The 23,338-nt window shown below is 41.6% G+C and carries 14 protein-coding genes; all 14 read right to left on the bottom strand.

Going from position 1 to position 23,338, the window contains the following annotated elements; genetic code table 11:
* Positions 1 to 3 precede the first annotated feature (3 nt).
* The 14 genes from IEV52_RS02115 to IEV52_RS02050 all read right to left on the bottom strand — a co-directional run bounded on the left by IEV52_RS02115 (position 4) and on the right by IEV52_RS02050 (position 23,300).
* Positions 4 to 921: an ROK family protein gene (locus IEV52_RS02115; protein WP_188400876.1), complete on the bottom strand. Its 918-nt coding sequence runs from the start codon at positions 919 to 921 to the stop codon at positions 4 to 6.
* Positions 918 to 2,348 carry a glycoside hydrolase family 1 protein gene (locus tag IEV52_RS02110; RefSeq protein WP_188400875.1) on the bottom strand — a complete coding sequence of 477 codons (1,431 nt, stop codon included), beginning with the start codon at positions 2,346 to 2,348 and terminating at the stop codon, positions 918 to 920. Before IEV52_RS02110 ends, IEV52_RS02115 begins: the two co-directional genes overlap by 4 nt.
* An 81-nt stretch (positions 2,349 to 2,429) precedes the next feature.
* Positions 2,430 to 3,875, bottom strand: a complete 1,446-nt coding sequence (locus IEV52_RS02105; protein WP_188400874.1) for an ABC transporter substrate-binding protein — start codon at positions 3,873 to 3,875, stop codon at positions 2,430 to 2,432.
* Positions 3,876 to 3,903: 28 nt separating this feature from the next.
* Positions 3,904 to 4,881: a carbohydrate ABC transporter permease gene (locus IEV52_RS02100; protein ID WP_188400873.1), complete on the bottom strand. Its 978-nt coding sequence runs from the start codon at positions 4,879 to 4,881 to the stop codon at positions 3,904 to 3,906.
* Between the two features lie 69 nt (positions 4,882 to 4,950).
* A complete protein-coding gene (locus IEV52_RS02095) occupies positions 4,951 to 5,889 on the bottom strand; it encodes an ABC transporter permease (protein ID WP_188400872.1) in 939 nt (312 codons plus the stop codon).
* 188 nt (positions 5,890 to 6,077) lie between these two features.
* Positions 6,078 to 8,759, bottom strand: a complete 2,682-nt coding sequence (locus IEV52_RS02090) for an endo-beta-N-acetylglucosaminidase (RefSeq protein WP_229754160.1) — start codon at positions 8,757 to 8,759, stop codon at positions 6,078 to 6,080.
* A 236-nt stretch (positions 8,760 to 8,995) separates the two neighbouring features.
* Positions 8,996 to 10,522, bottom strand: coding sequence for a response regulator transcription factor (locus IEV52_RS02085; RefSeq protein WP_188400871.1), 1,527 nt, complete (start codon positions 10,520 to 10,522; stop codon positions 8,996 to 8,998).
* A complete protein-coding gene (locus IEV52_RS02080) occupies positions 10,515 to 12,323 on the bottom strand; it encodes a sensor histidine kinase (protein WP_188400870.1) in 1,809 nt (602 codons plus the stop codon). The genes IEV52_RS02085 and IEV52_RS02080 overlap by 8 nt, the downstream gene beginning before the upstream one ends.
* A gap of 70 nt (positions 12,324 to 12,393) precedes the next feature.
* Positions 12,394 to 15,528 carry an alpha-mannosidase gene (locus IEV52_RS02075; protein WP_188400869.1) on the bottom strand — a complete coding sequence of 1,045 codons (3,135 nt, stop codon included), beginning with the start codon at positions 15,526 to 15,528 and terminating at the stop codon, positions 12,394 to 12,396.
* Between the two features lie 23 nt (positions 15,529 to 15,551).
* The gene (locus IEV52_RS02070) at positions 15,552 to 16,169 is read right to left on the bottom strand and encodes a YesL family protein (RefSeq protein WP_188400868.1); all 618 of its coding nucleotides are present in this window, start codon (positions 16,167 to 16,169) and stop codon (positions 15,552 to 15,554) included.
* 35 nt (positions 16,170 to 16,204) lie between these two features.
* A complete protein-coding gene (locus IEV52_RS02065) occupies positions 16,205 to 17,527 on the bottom strand; it encodes a glycoside hydrolase family 125 protein (RefSeq protein WP_188400867.1) in 1,323 nt (440 codons plus the stop codon).
* A gap of 3 nt (positions 17,528 to 17,530) precedes the next feature.
* Positions 17,531 to 20,242, bottom strand: a complete 2,712-nt coding sequence (locus IEV52_RS02060) for an alpha-mannosidase (protein ID WP_229754159.1) — start codon at positions 20,240 to 20,242, stop codon at positions 17,531 to 17,533.
* 285 nt (positions 20,243 to 20,527) lie between these two features.
* Positions 20,528 to 21,976 carry a M20 family metallopeptidase gene (locus tag IEV52_RS02055; RefSeq protein WP_188400866.1) on the bottom strand — a complete coding sequence of 483 codons (1,449 nt, stop codon included), beginning with the start codon at positions 21,974 to 21,976 and terminating at the stop codon, positions 20,528 to 20,530.
* A 10-nt stretch (positions 21,977 to 21,986) separates the two neighbouring features.
* A complete protein-coding gene (locus tag IEV52_RS02050; protein ID WP_188400865.1) occupies positions 21,987 to 23,300 on the bottom strand; it encodes an amidohydrolase in 1,314 nt (437 codons plus the stop codon).
* Between the last annotated feature and the right edge of the window lie 38 nt (positions 23,301 to 23,338).

The following is a 23,338-nucleotide window of genomic DNA, read 5'->3' as shown; positions in this document are numbered from 1 at the left end:
GCATTAACTCCTAAGAACAGCGTTAAATTGCTGGGATAATAAAGCTGCTCCAACCACTCCTGCTTTCGTACCTAACGCGGCACACTCTAGTTTAACTTTGCTGCGAAGCTGCGGATATAGAAACAGATCCACTTTTTTCTTTAGAATCGGCATGATATAGTCCTTGGACTGCATAACTCCGCCACCTAATACAATCATGTGTGGATCAACCGTATGCACAATATTAGCGATCCCTTTTGCTAATTGTGTGAGCATCGTATCTACGATCATTTTCGCATCATCATGACCTTCCATTGCTAACAAAAATAGATCTCCCGCATGACCATCCAAACCAAACTGTTCTTGAGCTGATCTTTTTAGAGCTGTTCCACTAGCCAAGGATTCTAAAGAACCCTTATTAAGGTTTGAGTGTACAGGCCCGTAGCGATCAATGATCATGTTGCCTATTTCTCCCGCACAAGAATGAGCACCTTGAATGATTTGGTTTCGATAGACAAAACCTCCACCAATTCCTGTGCTAACCGTAATATAAAAAATAGACTCCTTGCCTTTTCCAATTCCTATCATTGCTTCTGCAAGTGCTGCTGCATTTGCATCATTATCAAGAACGACTCTTCTATGCAACACCTTTTCTAACAGCGTCACTAACGGAATCTCGTCCCATCCTGGTAGATTGGGTGGACTTAAAATCGTTCCCTGTTTTGAATCCAAAGGACCCGGAGCCCCAATCCCAATTGCAGCTATTTGATTCTTATTTAAAAAATACTCACAAAGATCAATCATATTTTGAATGGTGTGATAAGGACCTTTTTCTGTTTCTGTTGGAACGATTCGTTCTTCAACGATCTCCCCGTCAGCTGTGACAAGTGCTGCTCTAAGGTTTGTTCCTCCTAGATCAATTCCGAGAAGATGATCACTCATGATTTCGCTTCCTTTTTCCTGTTAATCGTAAAGCCATGATTATCTGTTAATGCTTTGTACCACTGTCCGGACTTTTTAATCGTCCGTTTAAAGTCTCTATTAAGATCTACTTCAACAAGTCCATATCTATTTTTGTACGCATTTGCCCAAGACCAATTATCCATAAAGGTCCAAAGGTGATAGCCTAGACAGTTGGCTCCTTCTTGTAAACCTTTATGCACCCACTTTAAGTGTTCTTGAATGAATTCAATCCGATAATCATCTTCAATGTAGCCTTCATGGTTACGGAACTTTTCTTCCCCTTCTACTCCCATACCGTTCTCTGAAATAAAAAAGGGAATATTGTCATAATGGTCTCGAATATTGATCATGATGTCATAGATGACTTCTTCGCAAATTTCCCATCCCCGATGTGGATTGATTTTACGGTCTGGCTTGATATAAGGATCGAATAAATGTTCAGGCATAAACGGTTTCTCAGGCGGTACCTGTTCTTCCTTTGCTTTAACTCGCCTTGGCTGATAATAATTTACACCTAATAGATCAATTGGATTGCTTTGAATAATCTCTAGGTCTCCTTCTTCAACAGCTGGAAGCAGATTCCGTTCCTTTAAGATTTCAATCAGACCTGCCGGATACACCCCTTTTGTTACTGGATCTAAAAAACTTCGATTAAAAAACAGATCGGCAATGTGTGCTGCTTGAACATCTTCTTCCTTCTTGCTTCTTGGATATGAAGGCGTCAGATTTAAAATGATTCCTATACGGCCATTAAGATTCAATTTTTTATAAACGGCTACAGCTTTCGCATGTGCCACAATCGTGTTATGTGCCACTTGTGCGCCTCGTTTAAAATCAACAATATGAGGATAATGCAAGTTGTACAGATAACTCGCCTCTACAGGAACAATTGGTTCGTTGAAGGTAAACCAATACTTTACTCGATCACCAAACAGTTCAAAGCACGTTTTGGCATACTCAACATACGCATCAACCACTTCACGGGATTCCCATCCCCCTTTTTCCTGCATGCACATCGGCATATCAAAATGATATAAATTCATAATAGGTTCGATATCGTTAGCGATTAATTCGTTGATCACATCGTTATAGAACTGAACCGCTTTTTCATTGATGGTTCCTTTTCCATCTGGTATGAGACGCGACCATTGAATAGACGTGCGAAACGAGTTATGGCCTGTCTTCTTCATTAACTGAATGTCTTCTTTATACATGTGATAAAAGTTGGACGTATGTTCTGGACCAACCTCTCCGTGAAAACATTCAGGTTGTTTGCTGTACCAGTAATCCCATATACTCGGCTTTCTTCCGTCTTCTTTTGCAGCGCCTTCTGTTTGTGGCCCTGATGCAGCACTACCCCACCAGAAATCTGAAGGGAAAGAATATGTCTGATTGGTTTCATTCATTTCTGATCACCGTCTTATTAATTTTGTTGGAATAGAACAAAAGTAACCAAGTTAAAATTGAACTTGGCTACTTTCTTTTCGTTATTGCTTCTTCTTCCACTCTTCGTACTGTTTGTTCATTTCATCTAAAGCTTTATCAAGTCCAGCTTCTTTTAACTTTTTATTGAACTTCGGCAAGTACTCATCCGGATTAACAGAACCGGTTAAAAGAGCTTGTGCAAACTCACTGGTTACGTTTGAGATAGCTGCAATCTCTGTTCGTACTGGCTTAGGATCAAAGTAGAATCCTAGGGTAGGAGCATCATCTGATTGATTATTAAACTCTTCAAACTTCTCCCACTTATCATCAGAATCTTCTTCATACAGATCTAGGATGAACTGGTTTCCTAATGCAAAGCTTGGTACCGTATAATTCTTACGAGCTGGAAGGTCTTTGATGCGTCCATTATCCAATTTCTCGTAGTGTTCGCCTTCAATCCCTTTATCCATCAGGTTACGAAGATACTCATCCGTATTTAATAGATTTAAGAATTCCATCGCACGCTCAGGATTTTTGGATGTTGCAGAGATCGCCTGCATAGAACCTGTAACAGAGTTGTTGAATGTGATTGGAGATTCATGCATCGGCTGAACCACTAATTCGTAACCCGCATTTCGGCTCCAGATGTTCTCCGCATATGGCTGGTATAGTTCTTTACGTACAAACCAGTTCTCTACATCAAGTGCCCAAGGCTCTTTGGAAGTAGCTGCATCTGATTTGATGTAGCCTGCTTTGTAATACTTATGAAGCGTATCTAAATTTTGTTTCATTTCATCCGTTTCATACACGTTAACAATTTTGTTTTCACCTTCTAAAGGAACAGCAAATGGCATCTTGTCATCGAGAATATAATCAAAAGGTGCATGTGGTGTAAAGGTTGTCATCGGCTGGATGCCAGATTCTTTTTCCTTTATCGTTTGCAGCATCGGCTCTAAATCTTCGAAACTTTTAATGCTCTGGATATCAAACTTGTATTTATCAACTAAACGCTTGTTGAAAACATAAACTCCTTGTTGTCCCACTTCTTTATTCGTTGGAACCGCATAAAGCTTCCCATCAATCTTTGCTCCCTCAAGGAACGCCGGATCTAACGCACCCTTAAGTTCCTTGCCATGTTCGTCCATCAGCTGATCTAATTCCTTGAAGGCTCCTTTACGTGCGTTTAGCACATAATTGTTAGCCCAAGAGGCTGTGAATGCAATATCATAAGGCTCACCAGAGGCGATAACGACTTGCATTTTTTTATCGTAATCTCCCCAATCAATCATCTTCAGATCAATCGTTGTGTTGATTTTCTTCTTCGTATATTTGTTTACTTCTTCCATTACTTTGTTCATATCTTTTTGAGGGGTTCCAATCATATACCACGTAAGTTTAACTTCTTCTCCATCCTTGCCTCCTGCTTCACTTTCATTCGAGCTGCAGCCCGCTAGTACACCAGAAAGTAATAGCAAACAGGAAAACAATACAAGAAATATCTTCTTCATTTCAATTCCTCCTATATCGTAATTTTACTTATTCCTTTACTCCGCCTATCGTTAATCCTTGAATGAAATACCTTTGAAAGAATGGATAGGAAACAGCGATTGGCAACGTTGCGATCACGACCATCGCCATCTTTGCCGCATCCTTTGGAACAGACTGCATGATTCCTTTTACAGAACCTGTTAATAACGTGTTCTGGCGTATGAACTCAAGGGTATTCTCGATCTTCATAAGAAGAGATTGAAGTGGAACGAGTGCTGGGTTATCGATAAATAGTAAAGCATTAAACCAATCGTTCCAATACCCGAGTGTACTAAACAACGCGATGGTTGCCAGCCCCGGAAGGGATAGCGGCAGAACAATCTGAAAGTAGATTCGCAGTTCACTGGCCCCGTCAATCCGTGCCGATTCTAGTATCGATTCAGGTACCGATCGTTGAAAGAACGTTCTCATGATCAAAATGTAAAACGCGTTAACGGCCATCGGAAGGATGAGCGCCCAAATGGTATCGCGAAGATGCAATACTTGAGTAGCTACAATATAGAAGGGAACGAGCCCTCCATTGAACAACATGGTGAAAAACGCAAAAAAGGTGAACTGTTTTCGAAATTTAAATTGCGGACGCGAGATGGCGTACGCATAGAAAGCAATGGTAAATACACTTATAATCGTTCCTAGTACCGTTACTGCAATCGTAATCATATAAGACTGCAGCAATTGACTTTTAATCGCCCATAAGAACTGATAAGCTTCAAAGCTCCAGGTCTCTGGCAGTAAACTGAACCCGTTCTTTTCTAATACACTCTCATCTGTAAGTGAAATGATGATGACATAAAGAAAAGGAAACACACATGAAAAAGCAAAAACCGCTAGCATGGTATTTAAGATGGCATTTGCTTTTTTTCCCAACTGATGTGGATTGTAGTTCTTCTTTTTCACTGCTTTTGGAACTTTTTTAGATGGAACTGCAGGCTTCAGCACATCAGTCTCTATTACGGATTTACTCATACAATAGTCGCTTTAGCTGCGACTCCCCCCTTTCTGTATTTGAGTTTAAAAAGAAATAAGGGCTATATTTTAGAACAGGGCATAATCCTTGTTGATTCTCGTAACAATGTAATTGGTTAAAATAACTAGAATAAAACCAACAACAGATTGATAGAGTCCTGCTGCAGTACTCATACTGACTTCACCCATCGTCATCAATCCTCTGTAAACGTACGTATCAATAACGTTTGTAACCGGATACAAAGATCCGCTGTCGAGAGGGACTTGATAGAACAATCCAAAATCAGAGTTGAAGATCTTACCGATATTTAGGATCGTTAGTATCACAATTAACGGAGTGATCATCGGAATGGTAATATGCCGGATCTGCTGCCACTTTGATGCTCCATCAATCATAGCTGCTTCATAGTAATTTCGGTCGATTCCAACAATAGCAGCTAAATAAACAATACTGCCATATCCAATCCCTTTCCACATGCTCATGAATACAAGGATAAACGGCCAATATTCTGGCTCACTATACCAGGAAACCTTCTCCATTCCAAACCACTGAAAAATATTGTTCAGCATCCCTCGATCTACACTTAGAAAGGTGAACACAAAATAGCTGACAATAACCCAGGATAGAAAGTGGGGAAACAGCATACCTGTCTGATATACTTTTGCCATTTTCTTATTTGTAATCTCGTTTAAGATGATCGCTGTCGCAACAGCCAATATGAGTCCTAGAATGATGAATACCAAATTATAAAGAATCGTGTTTCTCGTAATAATGAAAGCATCATCCGTACTGAATAGAAACTCAAAATTCTCAAACCCTACCCACTCACTATTGATAACGCTTGCAAAAAATCCGTCGGGGTGGAATTGGAAGTTTTTAAAGGCGATTACAGTCCCAAACATCGGTAAATAAGAAAACAACAAAAACCATACAACACCTGGAAGGACCATCAAAAGCCATGTTTTATTTTTATAAACGTCTTGAAAGAACCTCTTTATCCTAGCCATTGCTCTCCCCCTTGTTTCTATAATTGATTCTTTACACTAATTTTACAAAAGGAACAGGAGCAGGAGTAGTTAACAAAATTTAGGTTTACTGTACTATCTTTGTTTTTATGTGCAAATTTAAGTTTTACTAAAAATACCAAAAAAAAAAGAAACATGGATCACTCCATGTTTCTTTCGTAGAATAGCTATTAATTGGAAGGGTATCCGTATACCTCAAATTCAAAGATCCTTGCTGCTTGGTCACTTCCTTGTGTCGGTTTCTCAATCCATAATCGGAAATATCGAGCGTCCGTAAGCGGAATACTATGCTCAGAAACAGCTTGTGTATTATCCGTCACTTGGACAGAGTCTCCCCAATTTACGCCATCTGCACTTACTTGGATTTTAAAAATTTGCGTGTTAAAGGCTTGAGCTTCTCCACCTGCTTGTGCGTGTTTTACCACAAACTTTGAAATGGAATGGCTGGCTCCTAAATCTACTTTCAGCCAATGGGGAGCAGTCCCAAGCGCGCACCATTTGCTGTTATCCGTTACTTTGCCATCTAAAGCATAGCCCGGTCCTTCTGATGGGGCACATGCCCCGCTCGCCTCTGCTAGTTTGTTTAGTGCGACATTCGTAATATTTTTAGCATCTTTAGAAATAGTGATCCATGCTTCTCTCGTGAGGATATCTTCTCCTTCACTGTTTCTCGCCGTTAATGTAACAGAGTAGACGCCTTCGTTTTCATACGTAACGATTGGATTTTCTTCGTTAGATATAGACGGTGTACCGCCTTCAAACTCCCAGCTTACTTCTTCTGTTACTTCTGATGATTCATTTGTGAATTGAATTGGTTCACCAGGTGCTGCAATCGTCTTATCTGCACGGAAATCAGCTTCAGGTTTTGGATACGGCGGCCATTCAAACTGAATAGCTGCAGGCTTGCTTCGTTTGAAGTCCTTTCTGACCGCAACAACCTCTAAGAGAGTATGATTTTCTTTTTCCTTGCGTTTCATCTCAGATAAGAAATAGACATGATTTGGAGTTGCTCCTACCCACTCCTTTTCACCGTTTGGCAGCGTACGATATATTTCATAATGACTAATATTTGATTCTACCGGACTCCATTCAAGTGACACATCTGCGTAGATTCCTTTATTAAACGTTACGTCACTTACTTTAGCACCTTTAGCTCGTACACTTTTTATACGGTAATCGTCTTTATTGAAAACTTTTAACTCGCCTACATGAAGTTTAAAATCTTCAACTTCTTGGTTCCCCTCTACAAATAGTGAGATGGCAGCCAGCTTCTTGCCGTTATATTTTTTTAACTTAAAGGAACTTGTGGTCCATTCATCTCTGTCTTTGGTTTCTGTGTCCAAGAAGATAAAGGACTCAGGATCGTCTAAGAAACTAATCCCTACTTTAACCTTTGCGTTCTTAGAGTTAGCTTTATGCGTAATCGAAAGTTCCGTATCTTTTTGTATCGGAAGATCTGTCTTATAGAGTTTCAGGTGAGCAGGATCAGCCGGGTCCAACATCCCTGATAGTTTTAATGAGCTTCCGCCGTAATAAGCTTGTTCCCAGTCAAAATTCACATCAAGATCCTGACCTCCTTCTTTTAGCCAGCGCCATGTTGGGAGGACATCCTGAAGACTGCGGTTGTTCCATGCTTCATTACTCGACACGTCTCCTTTTACAGAGAAGAACTTTCCGCTTCCCGTATTAAAATGTGTAACAAAAGGCAATTCTTGAATAGGTGTTTTAGCTGTAAAGTAGTGTGCCATCCCTTTCCAGCTCCCATTACCCTCTGTATCAGAAGGGTCTCCGTTCTTACCAACCCAAAACTCTTGTTCCTTTTGATAAAACTCCTCCATGTTTTGCGAGGTCTTAAACGCCCAGTCTGGACGATAGATGCCTAGAGAAGTGTATGGAGCTTTTCCTTTTGGAAAGATTCCTTCCCATGGAATAGATGTACTAGTTCCCCTCGCTTCCACATCAATACCTGTATATAAATCATATGGATTTCTTTTCAGCTGCTGCGCTTTGTTATAAGAGGATTGCTGGTCACGCCACCAGAAGTTCAGGAACATGCTGTCAGAGACACGCTGCTCCCCATCCTGTAAAAACATGCTGTTTTTATCCGTAAGCGCATTTTGCCAGTTGATTCTTCCATCATTCGTCATGGAGTCATACCACATGATTTCCATGCCTTCTGGCTTATGGTTCTGTAAATACACTAAAAACTGTTGCATTTTCTTAGCTGTTTCAGGAGTTCCACCTTCTGTTTCCTGGTTAATAAACCAGCCGTCAAAACCGTAATATTCAGCTACTTCAAGCAGTTTATCAGCCGCAGGAAAAGAACCGTCGGCTCGCTGCGTGAGCATCTGTTCTACCCATTCTTTTTTACCGCCGTAGACAGTAGGAGGAAAGAAGACATTGCCTAAAATGGGTACACCGTTTTTGTGAGAAGCATCAATTACATCAGCGCTCGGCGGAACAATGATCCCTTCTCCAGAAGAACCTGCCCAGTACACCATAAGATCCGCGTATTGCCAATAACTGAACGTGTTGGCAAAAAACGCTTTCCCTCCTTGTGACGGTACACCACTTGTATTGGGATTTAACGCAGATAAGGCAACGAGTTTTGCATCTGATTGAGCATTTTCATTTACTTTGTACAACACATCGCGTTGCGCTAAAGGAATATGACTGCGGTTGTACTTGGCGTTCGGGTCATTCTCTGGGTTCCAGTTTAATAGCTGCTCTGGAAACCAATGTGAAGATTGTGGCTGTGCGGCACTGCTGCTATGAGGCAAAAGAAACAATACCAGCATACACATGCCTAAGAAACTACCGATTACCCAGACGTTCTTCTTTAGGTGATTCAAGTTTAATCCTCTCCTCTGTCTAATTTTTCAGATGATGTTAATGCTGGACATCAATTATGTAAGCGTTATCAAAACCTGGTGGATCGGCCACTCATTAACAACATCTTCCTGTAAGTAGTTATATCTTGGGCTCTATAAGCAGTCAATCCGCTCTATGAAAGTGATAAGTTTTTTTCACTATAACTAAAATATGTCCACTAAAAAATCCCGCACTGAACATGTACGGGATCAAGCAGCTATGCATTTATTCCTTGTGATAAAGCTCTAAACTCAGTAGGGGTCAAACCGATCTTCTTTTTGAACTGTTTATAGAAATAGGTAGAATCCGAATAGCCTACTTGCTTCCCGATCTCACCTGCTCGCAGGTGAGTGGACTGAAGGAGTTCTTTTGCCTTATGGATGCGAAGCTCGTTTACATAGTCCGAGAAGACAACCTTCATTTCTTTTTGAAAAAGCTGACCTAAATAAACGGTGTTAATGTGAAACTGATGGCTCAAACTTTTTAAGGACAGCTCTTCATGAAGGTTGTTTTTAATGTAATCTACGAGACTTTTAATAATCGGGCTAATGTGATTATTTCTTTCATGAAGGCTTTGAATAATATTTTCACAATAGGCAAAGAGTATTCGTTCCAATTCGATCAAGCTAGTAGACTGAAGGATATTTTGCATGATCTGTGCGGTTTCCACGTAATTGGACTGAACGGAAATTGAATTTTTTACAATAGAGATCGTATCAATGACTGCGCCTCGCAGCAGGATAACATGTTGAGGATCTTCTAAAGAACCATATTGCTGGAAAAAAGTCTGCAGCCATCTCTTCACTCCCTCTGCATCACTTTTAAGTATGATCTGTACGAGTTCTTGCCCGTTTAGTGATGTATCTTGAGAGACAGAGAATTTTCCTGCTTGTTCTTCTGTTATGATATGTGTATCTTCCGGCAATACAACACGAAAATCAGCTAGGTGTTTGATTTGTTTGAAATGATCCGAAATCGTGTCCATGAAAGAGGTCGCATCACTTTTCGTGATCCAAAAATGACGAATCCAGCGTTCTTGTTTCATGATCATAATTAACGTATCAATATCTTTTTCAACAACTGCAAAATCTTTATTCATCCAGAGGACAATGATTTCACCGCCAGGCTCCATAACAAAAAGGGCCTCCGTTGCCTCTTCAAGTTTCTTTTTTAATATGGTTTGTTTCTGGATCGTGTGTTCTTCTGTTGAATCAATCTTTAAAGAGGACAGATAGAACGCTTGCTTTGAAAAAGGGATCTGATACATTTCGAGCCTGTGCTTTAGTTCGTCTTCTTCAATCTCTTCGTTTAACCAGCGCCAGATCACATTGTCCCGCAAAATATGGTTTTCTTCTAATGCCTGTTCTTGTCGGTTTAACTTTTCTACAGCGTTACGGATGGTAGAGCCCAGTTCCTCTTCATCTACTGGTTTTAGCAAATAGTTTTCAATTCCTAACTCTATCCCTTTTTTTACATAATCAAACTCTTGATACCCAGTTAGAACGACACACTTTGTATGAGGGTGAACGGCTTTTACTTCCTCTATAAGCTGAAGGCCAGTCATATTCGGCATCATGATATCTGTGATCAACAGGTCGCAAGGATTATCTCTTAACTGCTCAAGTGCACTCTCCCCATCATTTGCTTCTCCAATCACTTCCAGTCCGTTGCCTTCCCAATCAAACAAATATTTTAATCCTTCAACAATAATTGGCTCATCATCAACAATGAACACCTTATACATGAACACTTCCTCCTTTCAGCACCGGAAGAGTAAGAATGACACAAGTTCCTTGCCCTTGAATGCTTTCAATATGAAGTCCGAATGGTTTTCCATATTTCATCTGAATCCGTTGATGCACATTATGAAGACCGATGGATTCTCCAATCATTTCTTTTTGAAGATTTTCAAGGACTTCCTTTAACCGATCTTTTTTAATCCCTTCACCATTGTCAATGATGGTGATGATCATTTCCTCATCTGATTTATGGATCACTATTTTTACCAGATTGTTATCCTGTTGCTTTCTGAATCCATGAATCATGTAGTTTTCGATTAGAGGCTGAAGTGTAAAGCGCATCATCGGTAAATCATAGCAATCGTCTGGAATATCAAACTCTATTTTTAATCGATCAGGATATCTGATCTGATACATATTTAAATATTGTTTAATATGATTGATTTCATCCTCAACCGTTACCATCTGTTTACTCTCAAGGGAATAGCGAAATAGCTTTCCCAAATAAACAATCATGTCGCCGGTAGTACGTGAACCTTCACTTATAGCCTTCATACGGATAGTTTCAAGAGAATTATAGAGAAAGTGCGGATTAATATTAGACTGAAGCGCTTTCATTTCTGCTTCTTTTTGTTTGATCTCGCTTATATACACTTGATTGATATACGCTTTTAATCTTTCAAGCATCTGATTGAACGTCATTGTGATCGTCGCCAGTTCATCCTTATGATGAGAAACAGGGACACGGACATCTAAATTACCTTCTTGTACTTTCTTCATGGATTTTTCGATCGTATGGATACGCTTTGAGTAAGAACGCATGATGAAGTAAGTAGCTGAAATCGCAATGAATACCAATGCTACCGTAACAAAGATCATCGTCCACAATACGATGGAGAGCTGTTGAAGTTCGCTTTTAGGTAAATAACTCACAAACATCAATCCCAGCCGGTCATCAGCTAACGTACTCACAAGGTAATCCTCTCCCTGGATGCTTCTTTCTTCTTGTACCGTTTTAAAATTGGGGAGATCTATATCCTCAGGGAATTTTTCATGATCCGAAGAATAAAACTTATCGCCATTTTTATTAAAGACAAATAAATTACCTTTATATCTTTCTTGATTGGTTAGAAGAAATTGATTAAGAGAATCAAAACTGAAATAGGAATAAAAGTTTCCTAGCTTTTCTAACGAACGCGGATCTTTAAGTTCACGCTTTATTGTATACGTATCTTGCAGTTCTCTTTGAAAGGAACGCCTTATTGTGGGAACCTGTCTATTCTCAGGTCCTAAGGAATCGTATTGTATATACGATGATTGTTTCTCATCTTTAATGGATCGATCCCATCGGTAATGGTTAAAGATAAATAAGTATTCATATTGCTCTTCTTCACTAGAGAAGCTGATCGCATTAATATCTGGTTCCTCACTAAAGTACGTTTGGACAAATGTCTCCATGTTGTTCGGTACAAAAGAAGGACTCTCACTATATTTATTAAGCTTATACGAGAGATAGCTAGAATAATTGTTTTGAAGGGAATAACTGATGTCGTAGATAATGTCGTCTTTTGTATACATCTCTCGAACAACTTGACTCACAAATTCTTCTTTTTCGTCAAAGTAAGAAGAAACTTCGTTTAAAATACGCATGTTTGCGTCTTGCTCCCGTTTCACTACAACGTCTGTATAGTAATTCCACATCACACTTAATAACAGAAACATCACTAAGATTAAAATAACGGAATAGACCAGCAAGATTTTATTAAACACTTTTTGTTTCATCTGGTTAAAATGGAGTCTTCTCATCCTGCCGTCTCCTTAAACTTGAAATAAGAGAAAAGCGCACCACTCTAAAGTGCTACGCCTTTCCCCCGCATTATTGAAATTTAATGAAGATCGTTTTAATTTCATAGGGAGAAACATCAAGAGTAATTGTGCTGCTTTCCATTTTATCAGAAAGCGGCACTTCCATTAAGTCTGTTTCTTGCCAATAATCCCATGCAAAATCTGAGCGAAGCGTTACTTCACCTTTCCTGCCTTCAAATTCATGGAGCCTTACAATGATACCATCTGCTTCTTCTGCTTTCTTAACCGCATCAATGTGAATATGGTGATGGTCGGATGAGAGAAGTGAACCTTTATGCAAAGTCAGCACACCATCAAATACTTCAACCGGTGCATTTAAAGTCCAAGCTTCCTGATGGGTCTTCCCTTCGCGCCAGTCTCCGCTATGCGGATACAGCGAATAGGTAAATACATGCTCTCCTTGATCTGCCTCCGTATCAGGATAAACAGAGGACTTTAACAGGGAAAGACGAAGGGTATTTCCTTTTATGTCATATCCGTACTTACAATCATTAAGCAGACTGACTCCGTACCCCGTCTCAGACAGATCTGCCCATTGGTGTCCTACCGTCTCGAATTTAGCCATCTCCCAAGAGGTATTCCAATGAGTAGGACGCTTTACGTTTCCATATTGAATATCAAACGTTGCTTCTGTCGATCGAATATCTACAGGAAAAGCTGCTTTCATAAGCTTTCGTCTCTCATGCCAATCCACATGCGTCTCAAAATCAATCCTTCTAGTATGCGTATAGAATACAGCTCTTTGTGTAATGGAGGATAGATGATAATTCCATTGCATCTCAACTGCAAACCGGAGCGGTCCATTTTCCACTACTTCTATTTTTTGAAGCTCGTTTACTTCACTGGATTTCTCTTGATAAAACAAGTCAATATCCCAAGCATCATGGGCCAGAGGCTTATCCTCAAAAATCTGGAGAAGGTTTCCTTTTGCTCCTTCTGCAAGTACCCGTCTATTGTTCTCTTTATCATATAAGTAGATGATCTGACCGTTCTCATTCCATTTCACTTCGTAAAAAGGAGTCTTTAATGTTCGATGATCATATGAAAACGGTGTTTGTTCCTCATCCCGAGATGGTTCAGTCTTCCTATAAGAAACTTTTGTTCCACCGAAGGAAGGCAGGATTTGAGGAATGATCCACCAGCCATCCTTTCCTTTTTGAGCAGAAAGAGGCTGGCCCTCTTCATCTATAAAATTTCCTTCTTCTTGATTCACTTCATCAAAAGGAATAAGAACGGCCTGTTTATGGTTCCAAAGGGTAGGATTAAATAAGGTATACGTTCCTTTTTGTTCCTTCATCAAAGCGGATGAGGTCTCTTTTAAATGAGATTGATAGAGATGTTTGGCTTCTTCGTATTCAACCTCTGCATCTCCATATACTTCTCGAATGGACGATCCCGGGATAATATCATGAAACTGATTCCTTAATAGAATCTTCCAAGCTTCAAGCAGCTTTTCCGTTGGATAGCTGGCCCACCCATTTTGCAGAGATTCAAGCACACTATAAAACTCCCAAGATCTAAAGGCTAACTCCAGCTTGCGGTTATTTCGCTTCATGAAAGCCTGACTCGTATAAGTGCCTCTGTGATACTCTAAATACAATTCACCGTCCCATTGGTGAACGTACTGCTTGGTGTTTTTGACAGTATGCTGAAGCTCTCTGAAGAAATCCCCTGCTCTACCCGGCTTTACATGCGGGATCCCTGGCATATCGTCTAAATGGCGGCGCAGTTCTAACATCTCTCGATTAACACCGCCTCCCCCATCTCCATAGCCATAAGATAGAAGAAGGTTCTTGTTCACGTCTTTATTTCGGTAACCTTTCCAGGCACCGTTTACGGTTTTAGCAGTGATAAGCCCGTTATACGTATAGAACCAAGAATCCTCTGCGTTCCAAGGCTCTGGGGTTGTAATGAAATGAGTCAGGATTTCTGTTCCATCCATACCCTTCCAATAAAAGGTGTCATGCGGCATCCGGTTGTATTGATTCCAACTGATCTTTGTCGTCATAAAAGAATCTATGCCTGACTTCTTTAAAATTTGAGGCAATGCCCAGCTATACCCAAATACATCGGGAAGCCAAAGAATAGAACAATCCACATTAAATTCTTTTTTTAGAAACTGTTTGCCGACGAGAATCTGACGAACCAGTGATTCGCCGCTTGGGATGTTACAATCGGACTCAAGCCACATCCCGCCTTCTGCTTCCCAACGGCCTTCCTCTACCCGCTTCTTCATTTTCTCATAGATAGCTGGGTAATCGTTCTTGATGTATTCGTAGAGCTGAGGCTGCGATTGAAGAAATAGATAATCTGGGTATTCCTCCATTAAACGAAGAACGGTCGAGAACGAACGCGCAGCTTTTTCTCTCGTATGCTTCAACCGCCATAGCCACGCTACGTCAATATGGGTGTGACCCACACAATGAACGGTAACAGGATGATTCTTATCCAGTTTGCTGAGTTCTTCTTTCACGAAAGCATGAGCTTGGTAGCAGGAGTCATAAAAGAGCTCACTGCCTGGCAGCGTCCAGTCCACTAATAAAAACGTCTGGTCCAAGAGAGTGATGAGTGTCGAACGGTTATGATCCGTTTCCGGTAATTCCATGATCGTCTGATACATGGCCAATGCAGTATAGTACAGATCATCGATCGTCTCATCAAGCCATCCTATCTCTGCCTGTTCTAATCGATAATGCTGAATTTGAGGCGCTCCCCCGCCTTCTAGACCGGTCCACATCCGGAACGATAAGGACACTTCTTTTCCAGCCAAGGACTCATGAAAGATTACCTCTTCATGATTGGAGTCAACACCTTGATAGGGCTCGTTATTTACAAACAATAAGGATTCAAACCCTGAATTATTGCCTCCGCCCGTACGGCCAAACTGAAAATTTCCGACTAACTTTTTTCCTCTCCAATCTTCAGGAAACAAAACTGTCGTTTGCAGCCACTTATAAACATCTCGCCCTTCCCAGCGATCTCCTGCTAAAATCTCCTGATGATCGTTTCCGATCTCAGGGGGATAGAGACCGATCTGCCCATCATCTTCAACGGTCATAAACTTTATGATAGGCGTGAGATCTCGGTAGCGAAGTGCGGATAATTCCTGAATTCGTGCTTCTAATTTACGTTCTGTTAAAAACATGCGTATTCACCAACTCGTAATGTTTAATGGTTTAGTACTTGTTTCTCCAGCTTCTCGAACCGCTTTAAACAGACCTTCATCAACCAAAAGGCAGTAAAGACAGCAGATACAAAAGGAATTAAGCCTGGCAATTGATAGATGAGGTATCCGATAAAGAAGATTCCTGCCCCCATCCAAAGCGCAGTTGATAGACTTGAAACAGCATATAGAAAGGATTGCTTGATATATGCCTTGTTAGAAAACTCGTAATGCACATAGATGGCAAAAAAGTAGACAAGGGCCAGAAGAAAGATGAGAACGAGAACCCATAAAAGAGCTAGTAAAAACATCGATAGAATTCCCGGCATCGCTTCAACAACCCTGATATCTGCATAAAGAAAAGCTGCGATTCCATAAAAGAAGACGCCGATCTGATTGCTTCTTTTCCATTCTTTTTTAAACACTTGTTTAAACGTTCTCCAAATTGGTACATCCAGCTCGTTCTTCTGCCATTTTCGAACGATTGTAAACAGAGCAACCGTTGAAGGAAAGAAGCCAAACACCCCTAACCCCAGCACCGTAAAGAACAGCCAGCATAGATTAGCTAGAATGAGCCGCCATAGCCAATCACTGATCTCCATCATCCATTCTGTCCACTTCATGCCACCCTCTCCTTTCTATCACGTTATCAAACGATTTATTGCAATGATTTCTCCACTTGATGATGCAGAGGGCTTCCTTTAACCGTCTTGCCTGTAAGACTTAACACAAACTCACTGAACATCGAGTTTGCCCATGCAAACCAATCACGTGTGAACTCTTCCGGTGCATCAGCATTAAACCCTTCGTGCATGTAACCTGTTCCGCCATCCGTATGGAGGAAAGCAGCTAATATCTGCTTCTTTTCTTCCTCATTTGAAGTGGTCATGCCCTGAATCGCGAGTGCAATATGCCAGATATAATGATCCGGTGTATGCGGACTGCCGATCCCACTTGCATATTTTCCTTCGTAATAATAAGGATTGTCTCGGCTTAACAGGAAAGAGCGCGTGTTTAAGTATGTTGAATCTTCAAATGGCACGTAGCCTAAATATGGACTTGCAAGCAGACTCGGAACGTTCGCATCATCCATTAAGTTAACGCGTCCTTCTCCATCTGTTTCATAAACGTACATCTCTCCATAAATCGGATGATCTAGCTTTGCGTACTGTTCGATGCCATCTTGGATCTCTTGGCGAAGAGAATGGCATTCTTCCTTTAATGAAGCGTCATGCAGCACCTCTCCACAAATTTCAGCCGCATAGCCCAGAACAACAACGGCAAACATGTTGGCAGGTATAAGATAACCATACGTACATGCATCATCGCTCGGACGGAACGCACTCCAAGTCATTCCAGTCGGAACCACTCGTCCGCCTTTTCCGTCTCTGATCAATGTATCTGATTGACGGCAATCTGAACGTTCGAATCGGTAAGCAGATCGAGTCTCATGATCCTGTTCAGTTCGCCATACTTGGATGATCGTCTGTATAACTTGTCGGAACGTCTCATCCAGGTGAGAAGTACGCCCTGTTGATTTCCACAACAGATAGGCAAGCTGAATCGGGTAACACAGCGAATCGATCTCATACTTACGTTCCCAGATACGAGGCGTCATATCGGTTTTGTCCAGTTGATGACCTTTGTTATTGTCTGTCTCATTAAACGCATTCGCATAAGGATCATGCAGAATAAAATCAAATTGTTGACGAACAACGCCTTCTAACAAACCTGCGATTTCTTCATCTTCTTCTGCCGCTAATAGATAGGGTCTTACTTGTGCAGCAGAATCCCTCAGCCACATCGCTGGAATATCTCCTGTGATTACAAATGTTTTTCCATCCTTTTGTCTTTTCAAGGTTGTTTCATACGTATTGATGAAGCACTTTTCAAACATCCGCTGCAGCTTCTGATCATGAGGAAAGAACTCGTTTACATGATTGATCAATTTTTGAATAGATGCTGGAATACCGGTCGTCATTTGTTACTCTCCTCTCTTTCGCTCAAACCCTAGTGTGATAATTTCATGATGGTTTACATCATAAAAAACCTTCAAATCAGTCGTTCTCTCTTCCGTAATGTTGCTTTTATAAGAAGTGGCATGATCTTTGATAGAAGCAGAAAGTGGTTTACTTTTTCCTGATGGATTAAACCAACGGATCATCACATCATCATGGTTCTCAGCCACTTTCATAGTGCTCCATACAAGACCATCGCTTTCTGTATCTATAAACTGGTTTGTAGCCGGAAGTGTTCCTTGATGACTGTCAGTTTGAATCGTTACAAGCGGTACTTTGTATTGATAAGCTTCTACATAGGCTTTTGAAGTAATCACGTCCTCGGTATGAGGGATCACAGACCATTCTGCAGTTTGTTCACCTAAACATTGTGCTTCTGGTGTTGGGAAATACCCCCAGTCACCAAGTTCTGAAACAGAACGAAGAACGGTCAATGCAATCGTAGAGTCTGGTCCCACGATTTCGTATTCCTGAAGTCCGTTAGCCGCAACCGTCAATCCCTTCTCTCCATCCGTTACACTCACAAATCGTTGCAGATGGTGACAAAAGCTTGGGTTTTCCCATTCCTTCTCAGGTGTGTTCGGTCGATTCACCACTTCAAAGATACTGTCAGCCTGGTGCGTATCTGTTTTCAGCCCGGTTGGAAAAAGCACACGCATCCTGTGATCTTTTGCTTGATTATCCATGTAAAGCTTAAACTGTGGACCTTTCATCCCTTTTTCAAGCGTAACCTTTGTTTGTAGAGTCATGGTTGTCGTCACATCAGATCTGCCCGCTTTTCTTTCCTTATGCCAGATCAGTTTGTGGCGTTCTTTCTCCAATTCATTGTCCGCTGAAATGGGAATGGTTAACGTTTGTTCAATTTCTAGAACGGTACGAAGCTTGTTTTTTTCTTTTAACGTGAATTTAGCTTTTGTACCTTCAGTCGTGATTTTTGTACGGCCTTCTGCTTCTTTAAACATATACTCGTTTCCGATATCCCCGGTGTCTTCATAAACACCTAGACGATGAAACGTTACCCCATGGTTTTTATCTGTAAGGTCATACGAACCGTCTTCATGAAAACGAACATGTACGTTTTCGTTTTCTAATACGATGGGCTCTGCTGCTGATTTAACGGTTTGTGCCTCATCTGCTGCTGTTTCTTGAAGCGGAACGAGATAAAACGTTTTATAGCCAAAGGAAGGCAGGTTTTCTGCGTAAAATGACACATTCACTCTCTTTGCAAAATACGGCTGGCGGAAGCGGTCATCAGGCAGGTCGTATCCAAACTCAACAGCCCCGCTCTCGATCACACATTGAAACTCTTTTCCATCATCATCGATGAGCTTATAGGACGGTGTTTCTTTTTCGCTCAAATAGGCAGGGATATCTTCAAAATGCATCTCTGAAAAATAGATTCTCTCGAGATCTACCGTCGTTTTGACGACTTCATTTTTGTCCCATCCCGTCGTGTTCATGATCACAAGAGGAATACTGCCTTCAGGTGCTTTGGAAGTATCTATAGTTTGAGCAAGGTCAGTTGCTTGTTCTTTAACAAACACTTCTCCCATATGCATGACTTTTTCAAACCGCGTCACCATTTCACGATGCACTTCATCAACACTGCAGCCGCAGATGCTGTCATGAGGATGGTTCTTCATGAGTGATTTCCACATAAAACGTACATACTCACGCGGATAAGACCCATTCACAAGATGGTTCATTACGGCTAACGGTTCAGCTATCTTTTCTAGAAGCATTTGGCAGCGATGGTTCCATTGTTTGAGATAGATACGAGCAGAAGCTGTGTTCACTAATGTTGACCAGCCGTCTGTCCGCTGGTTTCTGAGCTCCCCTTCAATCGTTTGCAGCTCTTGTGGAAGTGCATCTTTTAGTGCGGATATATACTCATCAAAACTTGAGTGCTTAAACAGATAGTCCGGATATAGCTCAGAGGCTGTTGTAATAGCGTGTGGTATATCTTCCTGCAGCGGCTGATGATCGCATCCATTCATAAATAACAGCTGGTTCGTTGATGCGTACTTTTCTGCATCCTGAAGTTTCTGGTCCCAGAACACCTTCGCTTTTTCGGTATCTACAGGTATCTCGTTTCCGTTGGAATACCAATTGGCGAACAATATTCCCAGCACACTTGAACCGTCTGGCGCTTTCCATATCATCTCAGAAAATGGAGATTCAAACGCAGCAGCATCTGACACAGTGTTATTAAATCCTGTAGGCTTCACACCACGCCCGAAAGCTGCTGTATCGATGCCAGCTTGCCGCAGGAGTTGAGGAGCTTGCCCGTAAACTCCAAACGTATCAGGAAAGTATCCAAGTTTTGATACGGGTCCATATGACTTGGAATCATTCATACCGATTAATAAATTACGTACGTTCGCTTCAGAACTTGTTAAAAAAGCATCCTGCAGCACATACCATGGTCCGATGTGCAGCTTATTGCTCTCGATCAATTCTTTTATGATCGGACGGTTCTCGGGATGGACCTCCAGGTAGTCTTCAAGCAGCACAGTCTGACCATCCAAGTGAAATGATTTAAATTGATTTCCTTCTTTTCGAAACTGTTCAATCAAGTTGTTCATGAGCTTTATAAAATAATAACGATGTGTTTCAAATGGCAAGTACCACTCTCTATCCCAGTGGGAGTGAGAGATTATATGAGCTGTCTTCTTCACGATTCATTCTCCCCCTCTGCTTAAACGAAAAAGAAAACGCTGTCATTTTACGTTTAAACGAGTGTTATCTAAAGCTAACAATAAGAAAAACCTATCGTGCCCGCAATAGAATCTGAGGAAGTCATAAAGTTATTTCAGTGTATCTAAGAAAAGTCCAGAGAGCAGTGCTTAATATAAGAAAAGGGCTGCCTCAAAAGTTGTTAATCTTCTGATTCAGCCCCTCTATGGGGAAATTTTGATGTTCTATGGGGAATTCTGTTCGATTCAGGAATTCATCTATCCCTTCTATTTCAACGGAGACGGCGTTACCCCTTCTGGAATCGGGCATTCATAGGCGATTCCCTTTCTTTTTTCAGCAAACTCTTTTTTAGCGCGTTCTAGGATCTCGGGGTCATATAAAATCTTAAGAGCTGTTCCTGCCAGTGTTTTTCCTGCCTGCAGCATCCCTTTATGTGCGATCGGTGTTGCTCCTTGGGAAACCAGCTGCCAGGAATGCAGCGGGGTACCAAATACAAAACTTTCACCCCAGAATTGTGCGGTCGGAACCACCCAACTCACGTCCCCGACATCGGAAGATCCAAACAGGACTTCATTCGTTTTTTGATGGGGAACAACTTTTGTCTGAAAAGGACCCTCTTGAAATTTATAAAAGAACGCACCGCCTGAACTCTTCTCGATCTCATTCTTTGTGTTCTCGATATCTTCTTTTGTGATCTGCCGGTAGATTTCAGTCGCAAACTTCTTCTCTTCTTCCTCATAGACCGGCACACCAAATTTCTCTAGATGCTCATGCAGAACCGTTCCGAGTTCATGATTTGGAATATAGTTTGAACACGCCTTATCAAATCGGATTTCCATCTGTGTCTCTGTCATGAGCGCGGCACCTTTGGCAATGTTCACAACTCTTTCATAGATGCTTCTTACCTCTGGCATTTTCGGTGCACGGATCAGATATAACACTTCCGCTTCTGCTTGAACCACATTCGGGGAAAATCCGCCCGTATTGGTAATGGAATAATGAATTCGCGCTTCCGGAATAATATGTTCGCGAAGATAGTTCACTCCCACATTCATTAACTCAACAGCATCCAGGGCACTTCTCCCAAGATGAGGAGAATTGGCGGCATGTGAGGCTTTTCCTTTAAACTTAAAGTACACTTGATAGTTTGCAAGAGTCGATAAAGAGAAGATCCCTGAAAAAGAACCGGGGTGCCATGTGAGTGCACAATCTATATCATCAAAGAGCCCTTCGCGAACCATATACGTTTTACCTGATCCGCCTTCTTCACCCGGACATCCGTAATATTTAATCGTTCCCTGAACATCATGTTTTTCCATATATTCTTTGAGGGCTACTGCTGCTGCGAGCGGTGCTGTGCCCAGCAGATTATGGCCGCAGCCATGGCCGTTACCGTTTTCGACGACCGGCTCATACGTTGATAATCCTGATTTTTGGCTAAGACCGGAAAGTGCATCAAACTCTCCTAAGAGAGAGATGACCGGCTTGCCGCTCCCAAAATTTGCGATGAAGGCCGTTTTAATCCCGCCGACGCCTCTTTCAACAGAAAATCCTTCTTCTTCTAAAAGAGAAGCAAGCAGATTGGCCGAGTTGTATTCTTCAAAGCGTGTTTCTGCATAATCCCAAATTTTATTGCTGATTTCAATATATTGCTCTCGCTTGTTCTCAATCAATCGATCAATCTCTGAGACATAGTCTTTTGTTTCTGTTTTCACTGTAATCACCTCAGTCCAGTTTTAAACGGTCGATGTTTAAAACAAATTTTGATAATGTTTTTACCGCCATGATCATCGAATCCTCTTGGATATCAAACTTTTCGTTGTGGTGCCCTGCGGCAAGGGTTGTTCCGAAAATTACGTATGAAGCGAGGCCGCCGTTCTTTTTCACACGGTCCATCATATAGGTCGCATCTTCTGACCCAGCTGCATTCGGTGATTCACTCCGGATTGAACGGACCTCATCCACCTCTTTTGCAACCTCTTCAATATACGTTTTAAGCCGTGCACTTGAATCGCTTGTTTTCGCCTCTCCAACAATTTCATAGTGAACATCAACATCATGCATGGCGGCTGAGCCTTTAATGATATTGATGGCGTTTTCCAAAATGAATTCATTGATCTCTATCGTCTCTCCGCGCGTTTCCACTTTTAAATGGGCTGAAGCTGGAATGATGTTGCGTCCGCTTCCTGCCTTTAATACGCCAACATTCACACGCGACTGGCCGCTGCTGTGCCTTGGGATGCTATGAAGGTTCAACACAGCCGATGCAGCTGCGAGAAGGGCATTCTTCCCTTCTTCCGGACTGCCACCGGCGTGAGCTGCGACGCCTGTATACGTAACATCTATTTTAGTCGTCGATAGGAAACCATTTGCGCCACTTACCACTTCACCTGCCGGAATACCTGTTCCGATGTGCGAGGCAACGAATACATCAACATCATCCATCACGCCTGCTTCCACCATGGATTTAGCTCCGCGAACACCTTCTTCTGCCGGTTGAAAGATAAATTTGATGGTGCCTGATAATTCATCCTTCATCTCGGATAAAAGCTTTGCCAAACCAAGTCCGATCGATGTATGGGCATCATGGCCGCAAGCATGCATCATTCCTTCGTTGATCGAAACATAGCCATCACGCTGCGGTACATGATCTTCACTATCTGATTCCTGAATATCGAGGGCATCCATGTCAAAACGAAGCCCGATGACAGGACCTGGCTTGTTCGTCTTTAAAATCCCGACAACGCCCGTAAATCCTCCCGAGAAGGAAGGTAGCCATTTCGCCACAGCCCCTTGATCGAGTGCCCTTTTTTCGTTTTCTTTTAAGAAATCTGCTGGCGGAACCCCCATACGCGCATTCACATCCACGACTTCTTTTCCCGCTTTGACGGTATAGCCCCACTCCTCCAGCCGGGATGCCACCAAAGAAGCGGTTCTGAACTCAACCCATCCGGATTCAGCGTACTTATGAAAGTCCCGTCTCCATTCCACCATCAATGGATAGATATCTCTTACTAGATTCGTTGTTGCCGTTCCCATTGTATACACTCTCCATCTATAGATTTCATGTCAAAAAG

Source organism: Fictibacillus barbaricus (assembly GCF_014635025.1).
Lineage (GTDB): Bacteria > Bacillota > Bacilli > Bacillales > Fictibacillaceae > Fictibacillus > Fictibacillus barbaricus.
This window is presented reverse-complemented; position numbering and strand designations above follow the sequence as displayed.

What these genes read in the sequence shown, in the direction of transcription:
- IEV52_RS02115 (WP_188400876.1), bottom strand. Translation starts at nt 921, where the DNA reads ATGAGTGATCATCTTCTCGGAATTGATCTAGGAGGAACAAACCTTAGA.
- IEV52_RS02110 (WP_188400875.1), bottom strand. Translation starts at nt 2,348, where the DNA reads ATGAATGAAACCAATCAGACATATTCTTTCCCTTCAGATTTCTGGTGG.
- IEV52_RS02105 (WP_188400874.1), bottom strand. Translation starts at nt 3,875, where the DNA reads ATGAAGAAGATATTTCTTGTATTGTTTTCCTGTTTGCTATTACTTTCT.
- IEV52_RS02100 (WP_188400873.1), bottom strand. Translation starts at nt 4,881, where the DNA reads ATGAGTAAATCCGTAATAGAGACTGATGTGCTGAAGCCTGCAGTTCCA.
- IEV52_RS02095 (WP_188400872.1), bottom strand. Translation starts at nt 5,889, where the DNA reads ATGGCTAGGATAAAGAGGTTCTTTCAAGACGTTTATAAAAATAAAACA.
- IEV52_RS02085 (WP_188400871.1), bottom strand. Translation starts at nt 10,522, where the DNA reads ATGTATAAGGTGTTCATTGTTGATGATGAGCCAATTATTGTTGAAGGA.
- IEV52_RS02080 (WP_188400870.1), bottom strand. Translation starts at nt 12,323, where the DNA reads ATGAGAAGACTCCATTTTAACCAGATGAAACAAAAAGTGTTTAATAAA.
- IEV52_RS02075 (WP_188400869.1), bottom strand. Translation starts at nt 15,528, where the DNA reads ATGTTTTTAACAGAACGTAAATTAGAAGCACGAATTCAGGAATTATCC.
- IEV52_RS02070 (WP_188400868.1), bottom strand. Translation starts at nt 16,169, where the DNA reads ATGAAGTGGACAGAATGGATGATGGAGATCAGTGATTGGCTATGGCGG.
- IEV52_RS02065 (WP_188400867.1), bottom strand. Translation starts at nt 17,527, where the DNA reads ATGACGACCGGTATTCCAGCATCTATTCAAAAATTGATCAATCATGTA.
- IEV52_RS02050 (WP_188400865.1), bottom strand. Translation starts at nt 23,300, where the DNA reads ATGGGAACGGCAACAACGAATCTAGTAAGAGATATCTATCCATTGATG.